Source organism: Rhodococcus sp. EPR-157 (genome assembly GCF_001647195.1).
GTDB lineage: Bacteria > Actinomycetota > Actinomycetes > Mycobacteriales > Mycobacteriaceae > Rhodococcoides.
The window spans coordinates 1-17158 of the sequence record NZ_LVCV01000070.1 but is presented as its reverse complement, the minus strand read 5'-3'; the positions used below and the strand labels follow the sequence as shown (position 1 = coordinate 17158).

Here is a 17158-nt window from a genome sequence, read left to right as displayed (position 1 = left end):
TACACCCAGGACTACTACACGGGTGACCCCGACAACCCGGTCGTCACGTGGGACGTGCACGACAACCAGCGCCGCGACTGGTGGGGCACGCCTGTGGTCCCGAGTTGGTACACCGATGCCTCGATCGTCCTCGACCTCGACGGCGCTCCGCAGCCGGTCGTCGCTCGCACCGACGACTCCGAGATGGCCGTGACCATCGGCGCGGACGGATTCTCCTACACCCGCAAACAGGACACCGAGGCCATGCCCGAGTGGAAACAGGGCGAATACAAGCTCGGCAACCAGCTGTGATCTGACAGCACCCTACAGGGACAAGGACTTTCGATGCTCCCAGCAGAAACCATCATCGCGATTGCCGATGAGCTCGCAGAAGCCGAACGATCACGTTCGATGATTCCACGTCTGACCGCGCGATACCCCGACATGACCGTCGAAGATTCGTATGCAGTCCAGAACGAGTGGCGACGACGAGGCGTCGAGGCAGGACGCAGGCTCGTCGGGCGCAAGATCGGCTTGACCAGCAAAGTGATGCAGGTGGCAACCGGCATCACCGAACCCGACTACGGCGCGATCTTCGACGACATGATGTTCGAGAACGGGTCGGTCATCGAGCACGATCGCTTCTCCAACGTACGAATCGAGGTCGAACTCGCATTCGTTCTGGGAGAATCGATCAGCGGCCCGCGAGCGACGATGTTCGACGTCATGAAAGCAACCGACTACGTCGTTCCCGCTCTGGAGATCCTCACCTCCCGCATCGAGATGGACGGTCGAACGATCGTCGACACCATCAGTGACAACGCTGCGATGGGCGGCATGGTGTACGGCGGCAACCCGACCGATCCGGCCGCGGTCGACCTACGGTGGATCTCGGCGCTGCTCTACCGCAACGAGACGATCGAGGAATCCGGGGTAGCCGCCGCGGTGCTCAACCACCCTGCAACCGGCGTGGCGTGGCTGGCGAACAAGCTTTCACAACACGGTGATCGTCTCGAGGCCGGCGAAATCGTCCTGGCCGGCTCGTTCACGCGACCGATGTGGGTGCGCAAGGGGGACACAGTCCTTGCCGACTACGGACCGATGGGAACAATCTCGTGTCGCTTCGCCTGAAACCACCCTTCCGCGAGGTCATTCGCGAATCGAGTCGTCCGCTTTACGGCGGCTGGATCACGACTGGTTCGCCCGTCGCCGCGGAAATCATGGCTGGATCCGGACTCGATTGGGTTCTGATCGACATGGAACACGCACCCAACGGCCTGGAATCGACTCTGGCACAGCTCTATGCAGTATCGGGATACGACGTCACGCCCGTCGTGCGAGTGCCGGTCGCCGATACCGTGATCATCAAGCAGGTGCTCGATCTCGGCGCCCAGAACATTCTGGTGCCGATGATTTCGACTGCTGCACAGGCTCGTGATGTCGCGGAAGCCGCTCAGTATCCACCGGTGGGCCGCCGTGGCGTCGGTAGCGCACTCGCCCGTTCCGCTCGGTGGAACCGAGTCGAGAACTACTTGGAGAACGCGGCCGAACACGTGTCGGTCTTCGTTCAGATCGAAAGCGTCGACGCGGTCGGGAACGCACGTGCGATCGCAGAGACACCCGGAATCGATGGCGTCTTCGTCGGACCGAGCGATCTCGCCGCGTCCATGGGACTTCTCGGTCGACAGAACCATCCCGATGTCGTGGCCGCGGTGAAGGAGACGTTCGCCGAGGTCGCGACCACAGGAAAACCGTTCGGCGTCAATGCATTCGTTCCCGGTCAGGCGGACGAGTACGTGCGCGACGGAGCTGAATTCGTTCTGGTCGGCGCAGACGCTGCGCTGCTCGCACGAGGTTCCGAAGACCTTGCACGCCGTTACATCACCTCGCCGGGCGAGACGCCCCGCACGAGCTATTGAGTACGAAGTCCGTACCCCACGAGCATGAGGATCGATCATGACTATCACGTACGACAGCCTTCTCTCCGAGATCACCGCACCCGACGGCCGTGACATTCTCGACCCGGCGACCGGGGAGCTCGTCGGAAAGGCACCGTTTCGCTCCGTCGACGTGCTCGACGACGCTATCGCCCGCGCCAAGGCAGCACAACCGGCCTGGGCATCGCGGAGCGACGACGAACGCAAGGCACTGCTTCTGCAGGCGGCCGACGCAATCGACGCCGCTGCCGAGCCGCTCGCAGAACTACTGTCTCGCGAACAGGGCAAGCCTCTCGAAGGGCCCAATGCCCGCTTCGAGGTCGGCGCCTGCGCCAATTGGCTCCGAGCAACGGCCGCAACCGAACTCCCAGGTCGCACTCTGATCGACGATGGCGAGACTCACGCGACGATTCACTACCGTCCGTTGGGCGTGGTCGGAGCGATCGGGCCGTGGAACTGGCCCATGATGATCTCGATCTGGCAGATCGCGCCCGCGCTGAGGATGGGCAACACCGTCGTCGTGAAGCCCTCCGAGTACACGCCCCTCAGTGTTCTGGCATTGGCGCACGTGCTCGATACTGTACTTCCGACGGACGTCGTCAACGTCGTTGCCGGCGAGGGTGATCTAGGTGCGCGACTGTCGAGCCATCCCGACATCGCAAAGTTGATGTTCACCGGGTCCACCCGTACCGGTCAGGCGATCATCAAGAGCTCAGCGGACACCGTCAAGCGCTTGACCCTCGAACTGGGCGGCAACGACGCCGGCATCGTCCTCGCCGACGTCGATCCGAAAGCTATTGCCCAAGAATTGTTCTGGGGAGCTTTCATCAACACCGGACAAACTTGCGCGGCACTGAAGCGGTTGTACGTCCACACGGATGTGTACGACGACGTCTGCCGAGAACTCGCCGAGGTTGCGAACACGACCCCGATGGGCCGCGGCCTGGACGAAGCCAACGTACTCGGTCCGCTGCAGAACAAGGCTCAGTTCGACATCGTCGCCGACCTGGTGGACAAGGCGAGGAGTTCGGGCGCAACGATCCTTACCGGCGGCGCACCCGACGCCGAAGCCCCCGGTTACTTCTACCCCACGACGCTGGTTGCGAATATCGACAACGCGAACCCGTTGGTGTCCGAGGAGCAGTTCGGGCCAGCGCTGCCCATCGTTCGCTTCGAGTCGGTGGAAGAAGCAGTCGAGATGGCCAATGGCCTGGACGTCGGTCTCGGCGCATCTGTTTGGAGTGCCGACCTCGACGCCGCGCGTGCTGTGGCGGCGCGCATTCAAGCCGGAACCGTGTGGATCAATTCACACGGCGGTGTTCATCCGATGATCCCGTTCGGTGGAGTCAAGAAGTCCGGGTACGGACTCGAATTCGGAGTCGAGGGTCTTGCCGCAGTATCGGCGCCACAGGTAATCAACGGCTGAACGCCGGAACCGGAGACAACCACACTGTTGCAGTTCGATCGAAAGGTAACTCCATGTCCATCACCACGCGTACATCCGTCATTCGTCAGGCCCCGGGGAAGTACGAGACCGTCGAGGTCGAGCTCGACGACCCGCGTCAGAACGAAGTGACCGTCAAGCTCGTCGCAGCCGGACTGTGCCACTCCGACGACCACAATGCGACGGGTGACGTCCCCGTCGGTGTCTATCCCTATGCCGGCGGGCACGAGGGGTCGGGCATCATCGAAGCAGTCGGGCCCGACACCCCGGGCTTCGAGGTCGGCGATCACATCGTGTTCTCGTTCCTCCCGGCGTGCGGTCGGTGCGAATTCTGCGCTCGCGGTTTGTCGAACCTGTGTGATCTCGGGGCGTCACTGCTGACCGGTGCGCGCGCCGAAGATCCGACGAGCTTCCGAATGCATCTGAACGGCGAACCCGTCGGGCAACAGTGCGGCATATCGACTTTCAGCGAGTACACGACTGCGTCCGTCGCCTCGGTGGTGAAAGTGGACAAGTCACTCCCACTCAAACAAGCTGCTCTGCTCAGTTGCGGTGTCCCGACCGGGTGGGGATCGGCAGTGAACTCAGCGGCCGTTCGTCCCGGTGACACGGTGATCGTCATGGGAATCGGCGGTATCGGCGCCAACGCGTTACAGGGGGCCGCGCATGCGGGCGCCACCAATGTCATTGCCGTCGACCCGGTGCCGTTCAAGTTGAAGAAGGCGCGGGAGTTCGGTGCCACCGACACGTTCGAAACGATCGAAGAAGCAACCGAGTATGCACGCTCGCTCACCAACGGCCAAGGAGCCGACGCCACGATCGTCACCATCGGCATCGTCAACGGTGATCACGTTGCACAAGCACTCGATTCGATACGTAAAGCAGGCACCGTCGTTCTCACGGGGCTCGGCGACATCACTCGAGCGGGCGCCCCGATCTTGCTCGGAGACCTCACCTTGATGCAGAAGCGACTGCAGGGATCGCTGTTCGGCGAAGCGAACCCCCGACGCGATATCCCGAATCTGGCACGCATGTACCAGCGTGGACAACTCAAGCTCGACGAACTGATCACCAAGGAGTACTCCCTCGATCAGGTGGCCGAGGCGTACGAGGACATGCACGCAGGCAAGAACATCCGGGGCGTCATCGTGTTCGACTGATCGAGCCTCGATCGGTCCTCAACCTCGTCGCCCGCGCGCTTCGACCTGCGCGATCTGGATGTCGATGGCCTTCCTGGCGTGGCCGAGCAACTCCGCCCGATCGGTGACGACCAAAGCGGGCTCCGATGCAGGACGCGGACCGTATGCCGGTGAATCCGGGGCATGGTCTGCGGCCGCATGGAGAAGCGCTGAGCTTTCGTCGTCCCCCAGCGTGTTCAACAGGTCGGCGAGATTGCGGAGAGCTGCCCACAGGTGGGTCCAATTGCCGGTGCGTGCGAAGTAGTCGATCACCTCGCGGTATCCGAGCAACGCCTCATGAATCCGGCCCGACGTGGACCGCACCGTCAGCAGGCCGACGGTGGCCACGCCCACCAGAAACGTGGCACCGCATCTTCGGGCCGAGTCGATCGCGCGCAGGTAGTGCTTCTCCGCCTGCATCACATTTCCGGCGAAGTTCTCGATTTCTCCGGCCACATACGAGTTCCACGACGCCATAGTGGGCCAGGTGGCACCCACCCGCCCCTCGCCGTTCAGGCGTCGTGCCTCCTCGAGATCACCGGAGTACAGGGCCGCGAGTGCTGCGACTCCGAACGGTTCGGCGAGTCGAGGGGTGATCGTCGTGGCCCGCAGGCTGTAGCCGATCGCGTCGGCGTATTCGCCGCGGGCCAGCGCAGTCACCGACAGGGTTGTCAGACAATGCCATGTCTGCTGGAGATCAGATGCATGATGCAGCCCCACCTTCGAGAATTGTTCGGCGCGTTGATAATCGCCACGGTGATAGACCGCCTCGGCAGCCGCGGCGAAGGCGACCGGGGCGTCTGGATGGTTGCCGAGATCGGCATCAGCGACGAGTTCTTCGGCCCATTGACGGATTTCGATGAGGTCGCGATATCCGATCGCGTCGAACAGCGAGCTGACGATCGCGACCGCGATATCGAGTGACCCTCGATCCCGAGCCAGTCGCCAGGCGGCGCGCAGGTTCGGCATTTCACGGCGCAGGGCGGCGTCGGCCGTGTGTTCCTGCTCGGTGGTAAGCCCAGCACCGATTGTGGATGCACGGCGAGATGCCCAGCGCAGTAGCATATTCTCGGCCACGTCGGTTTCACCTTCGATTGCCGATCGATCGAGCCCGAAAGCGCGGACCGTCTCCAGGATCCGGTAGCGGGTGCCACCTTCCGTGTCGGTCCCCCGGGCACTTCCGAATTCCACATTGATCATCGATGCGTCGACCAAGTGCGCCAAGGCCGTGCCGGAGTCACCAGGCAAGCTCAGATCCGCTGCGAGCCCTTCGGTATCGGCCAGGTCGATGCCGTCGGGAAACACCGCGAGGAACCGAAACAACCGTTGTTCATGCACTTCGAGCAGCTCGTACGACCAACCGATGGTGGATCGCAGCGTTCGATGTCGAATATCGGGTGTCGGTCTGCCATCACTCAGCAGATCGAGTGCACGGTCCAGCCGTTCGAGGAGGTCGTTCAACGAGAACGTCGACAATCGGCCCGCAGCGAGTTCGATTGCCAGGGGCAGGCCGTCCAAGTGGCGCACGATCACCCCGATCGTTCGCATGTGTGACTGTGTCAGCACCAGTTCGGGTCGTATTCGGTGGGCGCGATCGATGAACAGCTCGACTGCCGGTGCAACGGGGCGTTCTCGGTCGTCACTGTCCGGATCCGAAGGGGGCAACGTCAAAGGCGCCATACGCCAGATGTACTCGGCTGCCAGACCCAAGGGTTCGCGGGATGTGACGAGAACGGACAGATTCGGGCAGGACTCGAGTAGAGCGGCAATCGTATCTCGCGCGGCGTCGAGAAGATGCTCGCAGTTGTCGACGACCAGGAGACTCGCCTGCCCTCCGAGCACGGCGGCGCACGCGCTCAGGACGTCGCCGTGAACCACGTTGACGTTCAGAGCGGCGGCGAGCGCGTGCGGAATCGCCGCAGGATCGGTGAGTGGCGCCAGCGTCAACATTGTGGCATCGGCAGTGTTCGCAAGCTCGAGTGCAATACGAGTTTTGCCCACACCCCCCGGGCCCGCGAGTGTGATCAGGCGTTCGGTTGTCATCAATCGGCGCAGTGCGGTGACCTGGTCCGAACGCCCGATCAACCGAGTTGCCGGTGACCTCGCCATCACCGGTGCGTTCCGCGCAGCAGATGTGGCTCCGCTTGCGATCTCGCGCTCGAGAGCGCCGAGCGCTGGTGAAGGATCCAAACCCTCCTCTTCGGAAAGCCTCACCCGAAACTCACGGCCGATTCGCAGTGCCTCCGGCGCCTCACCGGCAGCCGCCATCGCGCGCATCGCCAACAGAACCGACGGCTCGCGCAACGGGTCGGCGCCCACCTGGGACGTCGCCATCACCACGACATGACTTGCTCGACCCGCGTCGATCGCGCAGTCGATCAGCGCGTCGGTCACCTCGCGCTGCAGGTGCCGACCCTCCTCGATTGCGGTGGCGATATCGGCGATGTCGACCAGGTCGGTGAGCTGCGCGCCCCGCCACAGCGAATGCGCTCCCTCGAGCAGCGCCAGCGCGCCGACTGGATCCCTGCCTTGGAGATTCCGCGCCTGTGCGAGATACGCCCGGGCCTCGGAGACATCGCACTCATCGCGCCCGAGTTCGAGTCGGTATCCGTCGCCGATGCTCTGCAACCGCGTCGCCGCCGCCCCGAGATGACGGCGCAACCGGGACACGTGCGCTTGAAGGGCAGAGCGTCCCGACGCCGGCGCTTCGGACGGCCACAAGGCGTCCACCAACCGGCTGACCGGAACCGCCTCGCCTGCCGCGAAAGCGAGTAGAGCGAGTACTGCCCGGCGCTTGGGTCCTGGCACGTCGATCGTCTCGCCTTCGACAAGAAGGCGCAGCGGGCCCAACAGTTCGATCCGAACCGCAACGTCAACCACCTCCACTCCTTCCGCCCGGCCGGGATGCTGGCACGTCTCGATTCACTGGAGATCGCTGTCAGCGCCGTGTCCGGCGACGTCAGCGGGGTGTCAGCACCTCGGGCGACGCTGTTCAGTGTGACCGGTCGAGCGCCGGTTCACCGGATGAATTGCCGCAACCGTGCGGAACACACCCACCAAGGAGAAGTCAGATGGACGAGAACAAAGTAATGGAATTCCTCGGTCAGGTCGTCACCGATCTGGGTGCTGCGGCCGCCGCCGGCTCGATCGTCATCGGAAATCGGCTCGGGCTCTACAGCGCGCTCGCGAAAGGGCCGGCCACACCCGAAGCCTTGGCCGAGTACACCGGCTACGACCTCCGCTACCTCACCGAGTGGCTGCGCGGTCAGGCCGCGGGCGGCTACATCTCGTACGACGCCGCGACCAGAGAATTCTCGATGACCGACGAGCAGGCGTTTTGCCTCGCCGATACGGCAGGGCCCAATGTCTCGTCGGCCTTCGTCGGGGTGCTGGGCTACCTACGGGCCGAGGACAGGATCACCGAGTCGTTCAAGACAGGAGCCGGTGTCGGGTGGCACGAGCACGACCACAGTGTGTTCGTCGGGACGGACGCGTTCTACCGGCCCGGCTACGCCGCAGAACTTGTGCCGAACTGGATTCCCGCACTCGACGGTGTCGCGGAGAAGCTGTCGGCGGGGGCGCGAATCGCCGACGTCGGCTGCGGTCTCGGAACGACGTCGGTGCTGCTGGCGCAGGCCTACCCGAAGAGCACGATCGTCGGGGTGGATTATCACAGTGAGTCGATCGGGCTTGCCCGACAGCAGGCCGACGACGCCGGGGTCGGCGATCGTGTGAATTTCGAAATCGCTACAGCACAGGCTTTCTCGGGTAGCGACTACGACCTCGTCACCACCTTCGACGCGCTGCACGATATGGGCGATCCCGTCGGCGCTGCCCGCAGGATCCGCGAGTCACTGGACTCCGACGGCACGTGGCTGCTGGTCGAACCGATCACCGCCGAAAACGTCGAGGACACCTTCAACCCGGTTGGGCGCCTCTACTACAGCGGCTCGACATTCCTGTGCGTCCCGAATGCCCTGTCCCAGTCCGGCGGTTACTCCCTCGGCGCCCAGGCACCCGAATCCGCACTGCGACAGGTCACCACCGACGCCGGCTTCACCCGGTTTCGGCTCGCGGCGCAGACCGCTTTCAACAACGTCTACGAAGTCCGGCCCTGACACAGGACCGGGCCGCACATAGCGAAAGGCAATGACATGGACATCCCGGTCCTCGCCGGCGGGGTAGCCACCGCGGTGTTCGCGTGCAGCACACTGCCGATGTTGGCCAAGGCATGGCGCACCAAAGACGTGGCGTCGTACAGTCCCGGCAATATCGCCCTGGCCAACATCGGCAACCTTGTCTATCTGCTCTACGTGGTCCATCTGCCACTGGGCCCGGTCCTCGTCCTGCATCTGTTCCACACGCTGACCAGCGCACTGATGCTGTTCTGGTACGTGCGCTACGTGGTCCTCCACGACGACCTCCCGACGCCGGAAGGTTCAGGGACGCAGGTGGTCCACTTCGTTGATCGACAGCAGCTCGCGATACCCGTCGGGATCGACCCGAACCCGTGTCACGGACGTGTAGAACGGGTCGACGAAGAAGGCCTTCGCCGTCCCGATCACGTCCGACAGGTACGCGTTGATGACGCCTCCATGGCAGACGACTGCGGTCGTATTGTTCGGCCCGTCGTCTGTCAGGTCACCGATTGCCGCGAGGACACGCACGGAGAATGCGTCCAAGTCGAACGTATTGGACCCGATTCGTCCGGAGTTCATCTCGTCCCAGAGCGACTGCCGCACTGGGTAGTCGGTCATATCGATTCCGTAGTTTTCCCAACCATCGTCGAGTTCCACCAGACGTCGGTCGGTTTCCAGTTCACACGAGAGTGCGCGCTCGACGAACTCCGCTGTCTGCACTGCTCGGCGCATGGTGCTGCTGACAAGACGATCGATACGGCCGTGGCGATCACCGCTCAGCGCCGAGGCCAGCAGCGCAGCTTGTGACCTTCCTTCCGGGGTCAGGTCTGGGTCCGCACCCGCCGGATCATGGACGTGAAAGGGCTGAGCATGTCTGATCAGAAGGAGTTGCATTCGAGGTCAGCCGACGCCCAATGCCTGCGTGACATTGCGGAGAGCCGCCACCGACTTCCAGTCGATCACTGCTGCGCAATTCCGCTCGAGCAACGCAAGGATCAACCGGTTCACCACGTCGTTGTCCGGCAGCACGTCGATCGCAGCGAGAGTGATGAACAGACCGCTGAGCAGCTGGATCTGGTAGTCGCAGGTGGCTTTGGCGAGGTCGTATCCCGGGGCGCGCTCAGCGAAGACCTCGATGTATCGCTGCAGCAGTCGACTCTCGTGCGCACGCCTGTCTTCGATCCCCACACTGCCCGACATGAAGTAACCGACGTCGTACATCGGGTTCCGCAGACCGGTGACCTGCCAGTCGATGAAGATCGCAGCAGGTTGCCCTCCCGACGTGTCGAACAGAACGTTGTCCACCCGAGGATCGCCATGCGTGAACGTCAGGCTCCGTTGCGGAAGCGTGTGCCAGTCGCGGACCAGTGCCGTCGCCTCGGAGATCGCGTCGAGATACTCAGGCGGAAGGTCGTGCGCGAACCGCTGCAGAGCAGCCTGCGCGCCCGCTTCCGCCGCCGTCGACCAGTATTCGCATACATCGCCGAGGCGAATCATCCATGCCGGCGCTGTGTCCTCCGTCATCGGGAAGAACCCGGAATGCAATCTCGCCATCTCGACGACGACCGATTCGGCTTCGACGGGGCCGCAGCCCGCGATCTGATTGCCTGCCGTCGTGGTCGTACTCAGATCCTCCATGACGAGATTGATGGTTGTTTCGTCACCGGCAACCCAGTACTTCAGGGGGATTCGGCACGCATGACGATTCGAGATGTCGATGTAGGCGCCGATTTCACGGTGGTATGCCCCGCTACGAAGACCGTGCGCGTGGACAGCGGGGTCACTCGGCTTGAGCTTGACGACGAGGGATGATGGCGCATCCCCGGCCGGCGTTGCATATTCGATGGCGACTCGGACCGTATCGCTGACGTTACCCGCACCGATCGGTGCGGTTGAGATCGACGCGACCTCGGCACCGGGAATTCCCGAGTAGCGCAATACTGACTGTATCCAGGACTTGTCGATCTGTTCGACGACGTCGAGAAGTTGGGGCTGGCAGTCGCTCATGACCATGATCCTTCGAAGTAGCCGGAATTCCAGACGTCGGTGATCACACCGGCATCGGCCTTGAATATTTCGATCCCACAGAGCTTCTCGCCCGTTGCTCGACGGATCGCGTTCCACGTCAACGACGCAAACGTCTCGTCACCCACCAGAGTCACCACCGAGGACTCCGGTTCGTGTGCGGTCAGATCGGCTTGAATACGCGCGAACTGCTGCGGCCTACTGAGCGCAGTGACCGAGCCTGCCGCGTGTCGCAGCATCGGGTCACCGCAGATCTCGTACACCAGATCGATCTGCCGGTCGTTGTACAGCTCGAAAAGGTACCGCTCGACCAGATTCACCGGGGTGACGGTCATGCCGACACCGCCGCATTCTGGAAGGCCGTCACCGTCGACTGGAGCTCCGATGGCGTAGCACCGTGCAGGATCACGCCGTCGACACCCAGATCGAATTGGTGTCGTACCAGATCCGCACACCGCTCCGCCGAACCGGTTGCCGCACAATCCAACCACTCGGTAGGAACTACCTTGGCCAGTTCAGCGAACGTCTCTGTGTCACCGACCGCGTCCGCCCATCCCGGTAGATTCCGGACGACGTCGGACTGACGGAACACTTCGAGCCTGGCTGGATCCCAACGATTCGTCGAGACCAAGAGGTCGCCGTCGACCTGCAGGTAGGTGGCGATGCGGCCGACGGTTTTCTTCAGAACTGTCTGCTCGTCGATCTCGTCGCACACCGTGGCATAGCAGGACCAGACCTGCACGCTGTTCGGATCTCGGCCCGCTTGTTCGGCCGCGTCGCGAACAGTCTGCACCGACCGTACAACGGTCTCGTCGGAGAAAAACGTGTGCAGAACGACCATGTCGTAGGCCCGGCCTGCCATCGCGAGGGTCTTGTCTCCGAACGCGGTCGTCGCGAGTGGGATGTGTTCGTCGAACGTCGGATCCAAGGACAACGTCGGAAATTTCCCGAGTGGGCCGTCGTAACCCTGGATCTTCTCGCCTTGCCACAGGCGCCGCATGATGCGCGCGAACTCCTCGAGCTGAACCGTGGTGGTCTGCGCGAGCCCCATCGCGCCGATCTGCGGCCGGAGGCCACGCCCCACGCCGAGCGTGAAGCGGCCACCGGTCAGTCGGTGCATCGTCGACCCGAACGCCGCAGTGATTGCTGGGTGACGGGTGTTGATGTTCGTTGCCGCAGTGGTGATGCCGATCGTGGACGTGACTGCGCCCGCTGCACCGGACAGCGCGCAGGCTTCCTTGACGTTGAGCCGTTCGGAGATGAAAGCCTGCCCGAGCCCCATCGCCTCGGCCTCCGCCAACTCGTCGAGCATTGTTCGTGGGCTCTCGACGTGGCCGCCCAGTGTGTAGAAGCCCAGTCGACCGACGCGTGCCTCGGTCATCGGTTGACTCCCTGCCTGATTCGAGGGTGCATGGCCAAATACTCTTCTAGAGAACCGTGACCGTTCCAGTAGTCCCGTCTACTTCGATCTGTGCACCGTCGGGAATGCGGACGGTTGCATCCGTCGCCGACACGATGCACGGGATTCCGAGCTCGCGACTGACGATTGCGGCGTGGGAGAACGGGGCACCGACATCGACGACGACAGCCGCGGCCGTGACGAACAACGGTGTCCAGGACGGGTCGGTGATGGGCGCAACGAGGATGTCGCCGGCGTCGAGTGCAGATGGATCGTCGGGCGACAGCAGAACCCGGGCCCGGCCACGGGCAATCCCGGTGCATCCCGAAACTCCGGCGATGGACTCGCCCTGAGCGAGGAGTGTGTTGTGCCGATCTGCCCGCAGCGCCCACTCTTCGATAGGTGGCGCGGTGCCGTCGACGACGAACGGAGGCTGACGATCGAACAGATCCAAGTACGTCTTCTCGCGCTCGGCAAGTGTGGAAGTCAGTGCCTTCGGGTCGGCGAGGTAACTCTCGATCTCGTCGGCAAACAGCATGAAGATGTGTTTGACCTCCTCCAACGAACCGGCGGCAACTCCGCGATTGCCAAGTTCGAGTGCTGCCAAACGAATTTCGTGGATGAGCATCGCGGCGGTAGTGCGTCCGCGTTCGCGTCCACGCATCCAGAGTGCCGCTGCGTTCAGGACCGCTTCGAACTGAGCCGAGGCTGCTTCGTCGGACGCAAGTGCTTCGCGTACGACGGTCGATGCCGCCTCTCGCTGCGAGGCCCGTTCGGCGGTCTTCGCCGCGGGAGCCTCCGACTCGTCGACGTGACGCATCCGGTCGATGGTGCCCAACGCCAAAGCCGGGTTGACGCCCCACGTCGTGGCGCGAATCTCCCACTCGGCCGGCCCGCGAAAGTCCCAGTCGGTGAGGAACGAGTCGAGTTCCTGGGTGAAGGCGACCACATCGGAATCCTTCGAGGCGGCCAATCGTTCGTACAAGTCGGCGATGCCTGCGTCGAACATCTCGGCAATCCGATGGTTGCGCGCCAGACGGCCCAGATCCCACATTCGGATCGATGGCGCGGCCGAGTCGATGTTGCCGATTCCGGCGACCAACGTCAGTGCCAATTCCGGGCGGCCGACAGCTTCGGTCAACTGAGCCATCGCCCCCAGGCCGACGCCCGACTTGAGGCTGGCCTCGATGTGATGCTTGAACAACCGACGCAGAACGGTCTCGAACGACGTCATGCGCGTGAACAACTCGGCATCGGACAGTGTGGTCAAGTCCGGCCGGTTGCTACGGATCTGCTCGATCTCGATGCGGTCCGCGCCGTATGCCGCAAGGTCGGTGGCGCCGAGTACCTGCTCTCCGAGCCACTGCCCGGCCTTGGCCTCGTATTCGGGGTTCTCGTCGAAGTCGCGGCGTTCGCTCTCGTAGCTGGGAATCCCCGGCATGTCGCCGAAGTACTGCAGGTCCACGGCATCCGCCGACATTCCGGGAACACGAACACCGAACAACCGCATGAGCGACATGTTGATGTAGAGGTAGCTGCCGAACGCAGGGAGAATGTTCATAGCAACGGTCTCGTCGTACAGATCCGCGTCCCAGACTCCGCAGGCGACGAAGGCGTCGCGCCACCCGGGCTCGAGGCAGTGTTGGAATCCGACGGACGAATTCAGCGGGCTGATGGGGTCCGGAAAAATCTCTCCGACATTCGCCCGCGAGTACAGCGGGAATACCTTGGATGTTGCGTCGTTGATCGGCCACTCGGCCATGTCGTACCTCTTTCGTGGAGATGGTCCGAGGAGGCTGTCACCTCTCGGGCGCGCAGTTGGCGCGGGCCATCGTCGCGTCGATTGGTTAGCGAACGAATGTTCACAGTATTATGTGACTGCGATCACGGTGTCAAGGGCTGATTCCGTGCCAATTGGCCGAACCGGGTAGCCACAAAGGATGATCTTGCGAAGTAGCTGGACAAAAGTGCGAACACTCAGTCACTATCGAGGGAACGATCAATACGCACCTCCTATCGGTGTGCGTGAAAGGGGTTCTGCAATGCGCATTCTGGTGACCAACGACGACGGCATCGACGCGCCGGGCTTGTTCGCTGTGTCAGCAGCGCTCCACACGGCGGGCCACGAGGTTGTCATCGGCGCCCCGAGAATCGAGAGCAGCGGAAGCGGAACCTCCCTGGGCACACTCGAGCACGGCGCGGTCGTCGCAGTGGAGTCCCGCCGACTTCCGGGTCTACCGACCGTAGAAGCGTTCGCGTTCGACTGTCCGCCTGCGTTCGCTGTCCTCGCGTTCTGCGCGGGCCAGTTCGGTCCGCCGCCCGAACTCGTCGTCAGCGGCATCAATCCAGGTCACAACACCGGCCGCTCGGTGTTGTTCTCCAGCACTGTCGGAGCGGTTCTCACCGCGCAGATCGCCGGTATAGGCGGTATGGCCGTCAGTTGTGGTTTCCCGCCGTCCCATCGATTCGACACCGCAGCCGAGGTGGCGGTCCGCGTCGTCCAGTGGATCGAGGACAACGACGCCCGCACGCTGACGCTCAACGTCAACGTGCCGGATCTCGACTTCGATGAGCTCGACGGCATGCGAGTCGCCACCCTTGGCGCGCGCAGCCTTCTGGGGCTGAAAATCACCCGCGTGGACGGTGGCGTCGAACTGCGGCGGTACGACAACACGACAGGCCTCGCCAACGGAACGGATGCCGCTACGGTGTTGGCCGGTTCGGTGGCTGTGACTGCATTGACGACAGTCGGCGCGGACAAGAGCGCACTTACTTCCGCCCTGCGCACGGTTGTCGATGTGTTGGACACAGCGGCCGTATAGCCGGAGCGCCTCCGGCGCAGTGGCGCGGTTGAGTGCCCGGGAGGACACGTAACCGCGCCACTGGCGACGGAGGCGCTCCGGCGCCACAGGCGGCGAAGCCACTCCTACTCGTCGTGCTCCCCGCGCTCACGACCCGAGACCATGAGCAAATCCTGGTGCAATTCCATCCAGATGTCGTGGTAGCTGTCGTACATCGGCCTGGCGAACGCGCCCCGGTCGCCGCCCCTGATCCGCTCCAACGCCGCCGTCAGCCGAGGCCCGTACAGCGCCATCCGTGAGTCCTCGGCGCCCAAAGGTGTCAGCGCTTCGACGATCTCACCGTGCACGACCGCTAGATCCTCGATCACTTCGGCGTCGTAGGCCTCGTCGGTGTGGTCGTTCGGCGTCGATTCGTCCCGCATCTGCCAGCCGTTGCAGATCTTCTTGAAACGTCTGTTCAAGGGGAGGAAGGCATCGTAGAACTCGCCGACGGCCGGTCCCGGCTGCACCGCGGCGAGCATCTCCGCATGCGTCTCCTTACCGACGGGCGTCAGCATCGTCCCACTCATCCGACCCTCCCTCCGCACGACGAGATGGTCCGCGACGAGCGGCTCGAGCCGAGCGGACAACTCCTCCGGCGTGAGACCGACCATGGCTGCCAGCACCGGATCGGTCGCCAGACCTTTGATCCGGATCGAATGCAGAATCGAAAATGATTCTTGCGCAGTGGTTGTCATGACTGTCCTCCTGTGTGTGCGAATTCGGCCGCAAGAGCGCGCTTGTTCAATTTGCCGGTGGGCAGCCGCGGTAGCCGAGTGGTGAACTCGACGATGCGCGGAGCTTTGAAGTGCGCCAGGCGGTCACGGCAGAACTGGACCAGATCGGCTTCCAGTACGGAGGTGTCACCCAGTTCGACTGTGTCCCGCAGCTCGACGACGGCCTTGACCCGTTCGCCGAACTCGGCGTCGGGAACCCCGATCACGGCAGCGTCGAGCACGTAGGGGTGTGAGACGAGAACAGCTTCGATTTCGTCCGGATAGATGTTGACTCCGCCCGAGATGATCATGAACCCCGCTCGTCCGACGAGGTAAAGGAACCCGTCCTCGTCGAGATATCCAAGGTCGCCCATCTGCTTCCAGCCGCGCGCGTCGGCCGCATCGGTAGTGTTGGAGTAGCTTTGGGCCGCTTTCGGTTCGAACCACACAGTTCCAACCTGGTGTGCGCGCAACTCGACTCCTTCGCCATCGGTGATGTGCACTGTCGTCGCCCCCAGTGGGCGGCCCACTGAACCTGGATGCGTTCGCGCATCTTCGGGGGCGATGTAGGTGTGCCCATAGCCTTCCGAAGCTCCGTAGTACTCGTGCAGGATCGGCCCCCACCATCGGTCGATCTCGGTCTTGATGTCGACAGCGCACGGCGCCCCGGAGGTGAAGGCCACCCGATGTGACGGCATGTGGAAGCGCTCACGGTCTGCGACGTTCAGCAGCCGCACCAGCATCGTCGGCACCCACTGCGAATGCGTCACCCGGTACTTCTCGATGGACGCCAGCGCTGCTTCCGCGTCGAACTTCTCCATGCACACGATGGTCCCGCCTGCGGCGAGCGTGATGAGCTGAAAGGTGAAGGGCGCTGCGTGATAATTCGGGGCGGGCGAGAGCAGCACAGCGTCGGCATCGATCCCGAGCTTGTCGACGAGGCCGGCGTGACGCGGCGGTGCATCCTCGGGATGCACACCGAGCAGGGCTTGCCGGAACGCCTTGGGACGACCTGTGGTTCCGCCGCTGAACAACACCCGAGCACCGAGTTGCTCGTCCGACACCGGGGTGGTCGGCCGCCCCGCCAACGCTCCACCAAGATAGTCGAAGCCCTCGACGCCGCGGTCCACACACTGCAGGAGAGCTCGATGCCCGACGGAATCGAGCGCGTCCGCCACCGTAGCGGCCAACGCGGAGCTCGTCACGACCACTGCGGGCCTGGATTCCGCGATCAGCGCGGAGAGCTCCGCGGACTGGAGATGCCAATTGACCGGAGTGACGTAGAGGCCGGTCCGCATGCCCGCTGCGACGACAACAGGCCAGTCGATGTTGTTCTCCATCGCAATCACGACGGTCTCGCCATAGCTCACGCCGTGTTCGCGCCATCGGTGGGCGAGCTGGTTCGACCGCGCGTCCAGCTCGCCGTACGTCAGCGTCTCACCCGACGCCGCCATCACGTAGGCCAGAGCATCGGGTCGATCTCGGGCAATGCTCGGTGGGT

General features: G+C 63.4%; 14 protein-coding genes and 1 pseudogene. 7 read left to right on the top strand and 8 right to left on the bottom strand.

Going from position 1 to position 17158, the window contains the following annotated elements:
* The 5 genes and pseudogenes from A2J03_RS03080 to A2J03_RS03060 all read left to right on the top strand — a co-directional run.
* Positions 1–291, top strand: a pseudogene (locus tag A2J03_RS03080) (3,4-dihydroxyphenylacetate 2,3-dioxygenase); the annotation flags it as partial.
* A 33-nt stretch (positions 292–324) separates the two neighbouring features.
* The gene (gene hpaH / locus A2J03_RS03075; RefSeq protein WP_068369544.1) at positions 325–1110 is read left to right on the top strand and encodes a 2-oxo-hept-4-ene-1,7-dioate hydratase; all 786 of its coding nucleotides are present in this window, start codon (positions 325–327) and stop codon (positions 1108–1110) included.
* Positions 1095–1898 (top strand): HpcH/HpaI aldolase family protein, encoded by an 804-nt coding sequence (locus tag A2J03_RS03070; protein ID WP_068369541.1) that lies wholly within the window; start codon positions 1095–1097, stop codon positions 1896–1898. Before hpaH ends, A2J03_RS03070 begins: the two co-directional genes overlap by 16 nt.
* A 37-nt stretch (positions 1899–1935) precedes the next feature.
* Entirely contained in the window at positions 1936–3342 is a 1407-nt protein-coding gene (locus A2J03_RS03065) for an aldehyde dehydrogenase family protein (RefSeq protein WP_068369539.1), read from the top strand.
* Between the two features lie 53 nt (positions 3343–3395).
* Entirely contained in the window at positions 3396–4520 is a 1125-nt protein-coding gene (locus A2J03_RS03060; protein WP_068369538.1) for an NDMA-dependent alcohol dehydrogenase, read from the top strand.
* 18 nt (positions 4521–4538) lie between these two features.
* On the opposite strand, the gene A2J03_RS03055 is transcribed toward A2J03_RS03060, so the two are convergent.
* Positions 4539–7418 (bottom strand): BTAD domain-containing putative transcriptional regulator, encoded by a 2880-nt coding sequence (locus tag A2J03_RS03055; RefSeq protein WP_197480601.1) that lies wholly within the window; start codon positions 7416–7418, stop codon positions 4539–4541.
* Positions 7419–7609: 191 nt separating this feature from the next.
* Here A2J03_RS03055 and A2J03_RS03050 point away from each other — a divergent pair, with 191 nt between their 5' ends.
* Positions 7610–8656, top strand: a complete 1047-nt coding sequence (locus tag A2J03_RS03050; protein WP_068369536.1) for a class I SAM-dependent methyltransferase — start codon at positions 7610–7612, stop codon at positions 8654–8656.
* A 321-nt stretch (positions 8657–8977) separates the two neighbouring features.
* Here the strand turns inward: A2J03_RS03050 and A2J03_RS03045 are convergent, their stop codons facing one another.
* The 5 genes from A2J03_RS03045 to A2J03_RS03025 are packed head-to-tail and all read right to left on the bottom strand — an operon-like array spanning position 8978 to position 13863.
* Positions 8978–9571, bottom strand: a complete 594-nt coding sequence (locus A2J03_RS03045) for a histidine phosphatase family protein (protein ID WP_068369534.1) — start codon at positions 9569–9571, stop codon at positions 8978–8980.
* 6 nt (positions 9572–9577) lie between these two features.
* Positions 9578–10684 (bottom strand): aminoglycoside phosphotransferase family protein, encoded by a 1107-nt coding sequence (locus A2J03_RS03040; protein WP_068369531.1) that lies wholly within the window; start codon positions 10682–10684, stop codon positions 9578–9580.
* Complete coding sequence (locus A2J03_RS03035; protein ID WP_068369528.1) at positions 10681–11037, bottom strand: hypothetical protein; 357 nt, start codon at positions 11035–11037, stop codon at positions 10681–10683. Before A2J03_RS03035 ends, A2J03_RS03040 begins: the two co-directional genes overlap by 4 nt.
* On the bottom strand, positions 11034–12083 hold the full coding sequence (locus A2J03_RS03030) for a TIGR03857 family LLM class F420-dependent oxidoreductase (RefSeq protein ID WP_068369523.1): 1050 nt from the start codon (positions 12081–12083) through the stop codon (positions 11034–11036). Before A2J03_RS03030 ends, A2J03_RS03035 begins: the two co-directional genes overlap by 4 nt.
* 46 nt (positions 12084–12129) lie before the next feature.
* On the bottom strand, positions 12130–13863 hold the full coding sequence (locus A2J03_RS03025) for a PEP-utilizing enzyme (protein WP_068369521.1): 1734 nt from the start codon (positions 13861–13863) through the stop codon (positions 12130–12132).
* Positions 13864–14143: 280 nt separating this feature from the next.
* On the opposite strand from A2J03_RS03025, the gene surE reads away from it, so the two are divergent.
* Complete coding sequence (surE, locus tag A2J03_RS03020) at positions 14144–14923, top strand: 5'/3'-nucleotidase SurE (protein ID WP_068369519.1); 780 nt, start codon at positions 14144–14146, stop codon at positions 14921–14923.
* A gap of 104 nt (positions 14924–15027) precedes the next feature.
* Here the strand turns inward: surE and A2J03_RS03015 are convergent, their stop codons facing one another.
* Together A2J03_RS03015 and A2J03_RS03010 are read right to left on the bottom strand one after the other, a co-directional pair.
* The gene (locus tag A2J03_RS03015; RefSeq protein WP_068369516.1) at positions 15028–15639 is read right to left on the bottom strand and encodes a hypothetical protein; all 612 of its coding nucleotides are present in this window, start codon (positions 15637–15639) and stop codon (positions 15028–15030) included.
* On the bottom strand, positions 15636–17158 hold a 1523-nt coding region (locus A2J03_RS03010), incomplete at its 5' end, for an AMP-binding protein (protein ID WP_156520167.1). The genes A2J03_RS03010 and A2J03_RS03015, both read right to left, overlap by 4 nt.

Bases quoted from the DNA above. Each gene is read 5' to 3' on its own strand.
- A2J03_RS03045 (WP_068369534.1), bottom strand. From the start codon at position 9,571: ATGCAACTCCTTCTGATCAGACATGCTCAGCCCTTTCACGTCCATGAT.
- A2J03_RS03040 (WP_068369531.1), bottom strand. From the start codon at position 10,684: ATGAGCGACTGCCAGCCCCAACTTCTCGACGTCGTCGAACAGATCGAC.
- A2J03_RS03050 (WP_068369536.1), top strand. From the start codon at position 7,610: ATGGACGAGAACAAAGTAATGGAATTCCTCGGTCAGGTCGTCACCGAT.
- surE (WP_068369519.1), top strand. From the start codon at position 14,144: ATGCGCATTCTGGTGACCAACGACGACGGCATCGACGCGCCGGGCTTG.
- A2J03_RS03025 (WP_068369521.1), bottom strand. From the start codon at position 13,863: ATGGCCGAGTGGCCGATCAACGACGCAACATCCAAGGTATTCCCGCTG.
- A2J03_RS03060 (WP_068369538.1), top strand. From the start codon at position 3,396: ATGTCCATCACCACGCGTACATCCGTCATTCGTCAGGCCCCGGGGAAG.
- A2J03_RS03015 (WP_068369516.1), bottom strand. From the start codon at position 15,639: ATGACAACCACTGCGCAAGAATCATTTTCGATTCTGCATTCGATCCGG.
- A2J03_RS03065 (WP_068369539.1), top strand. From the start codon at position 1,936: ATGACTATCACGTACGACAGCCTTCTCTCCGAGATCACCGCACCCGAC.
- A2J03_RS03035 (WP_068369528.1), bottom strand. From the start codon at position 11,037: ATGACCGTCACCCCGGTGAATCTGGTCGAGCGGTACCTTTTCGAGCTG.
- A2J03_RS03030 (WP_068369523.1), bottom strand. From the start codon at position 12,083: ATGACCGAGGCACGCGTCGGTCGACTGGGCTTCTACACACTGGGCGGC.
- hpaH (WP_068369544.1), top strand. From the start codon at position 325: ATGCTCCCAGCAGAAACCATCATCGCGATTGCCGATGAGCTCGCAGAA.